Origin of the sequence: Nonomuraea sp. NPDC000554, from assembly GCF_040300065.1 — a bacterium.
Lineage (GTDB): Bacteria > Actinomycetota > Actinomycetes > Streptosporangiales > Streptosporangiaceae > Nonomuraea.
The window spans coordinates 1-1,353 of record NZ_JBEPDC010000083.1 but is presented as its reverse complement, the minus strand read 5'-3'; the positions used below and the strand labels follow the sequence as shown (position 1 = coordinate 1,353).

The following is a 1,353-nucleotide window of genomic DNA, read 5'->3' as shown; positions in this document are numbered from 1 at the left end:
TGGCGACGACCGCGGTGACGGCGAGCGCGATGTTGCCGTCGAGCCCGTCCATGGTTTCGGCGGCCACCAGCGAGGGCCCCCGAGCTCGCCGACCGGCACGTGGTGGTGGCCGGTGCGGGATCGGTCGGCGCGTACGTCGCCGAGTGCCTGGCCCGCTCGGGCGTCGGCCGGCTGACGGTGCTGGACCCGGAGACGGTCGCGCCGGAGAACCTGGGACGCAGCCCGTACACACTGCGTGACGTCGGCCGGCCGAAGGCGTCCGCGCTCGCCTCCCGCCTGGCAGCGATCAATCCGGGGCTGGCGGTGCGCGCCGAGCGGCAGACCGTCCACGGGCTCGACCAGCGCGCCCTGGCCGGCACGCTGCGGGGCAGCGACCTGCTGGTGGCCGCCACCGACGACAGCAGGGCCCAGCGCCGCCTGGACCACCTGGCGTACTGGACGGGCGTCCCGGCGGTCTTCCCCGGCCTGTACCGGGAGGCGGCCGGCGGCGAAGTGATCATGACGTACCCGGGGTCGGCGTGCTGGGGCTGCGCCACCGCCGGCGTGCGGGGTCTGTCGGCCGACACGGCGCTGATCCAGCCGACGGACTACGGAACGGGCCGTCTGGTCGCCGAGCCGGGGCTGGTCGTGGACATCCAGCACGTCTCGGCCGCGGCCACCAAGATCGCGCTGGCGTTGCTGCATCCGCCCGGCGACGAGGCCGCGGGGACGCGGATCGCGCGGTTCCTGACGGTTCCGCGCGAGCGCGGCCAGTCCTACGTCGCGTTCGGCACCGAACCCGGCTACTGGCTGTTCGGGCACGTCCTGCGGGAGGCGCCGGGCCAGCACGCCTTCCAGAGCGTCTGGATGACGGTCGAGCGCCGGCCCGACTGCCCGGTGTGCGGCCCCGCCGAAGGCCGGACCGACCCGCTGGCCGTGCCCGCCCAGGACGTCACCCCCGACCGCCTGCGCCACCTCGTCTCCCGCGGCAGGCGGCCGTGACCGCCGCGCGGCACCTCGCCACCGGGCCCGGCGCGGGCGCCGCCACCCTGCGGGTCGTGCGGCTGCCCGCGCAGAGCGCCGTCCCGGTTCCCGGCGGCGCGCCGCGGACCGTCGACGACGTGCTGCGGGGCAGGCTGGCGGAGTTCCTGTCCGGCGTGCGGCACACCGACCCGGTCACCGTGCACGCCCAGGTCCGGCGTGACCCGGCGAACGGGGTCCAGGTCACGCTGCGGCTGTCGGGACGTCCCGCGGCCGTGGACGGACACGCTGCCCGCTGCCGCGACCTGCTCGCCGGGCTGGTCGACCTGGACGCCGCCGCCGCGCACGCCGGTGCGGCCGGTCCGGGTGCGTGGCGGCTGCCCGGCCGGGGAG

Annotated in this window: 1 protein-coding gene and 1 pseudogene; both read left to right on the top strand. The window is 77.2% G+C overall.

From position 1 onward, the window contains the following. Window positions 1-93 precede the first annotated feature (93 nt). A pseudogene (locus tag ABT294_RS50735) lies at window positions 94-981 on the top strand (ThiF family adenylyltransferase); the annotation flags it as partial. Next, window positions 978-1,353, top strand: a 376-nt coding sequence (locus ABT294_RS50730) for a hypothetical protein (RefSeq protein ID WP_350813749.1), incomplete at its 3' end; no start/stop codon positions are given. The pseudogene ABT294_RS50735 and the gene ABT294_RS50730, both read left to right, overlap by 4 nt.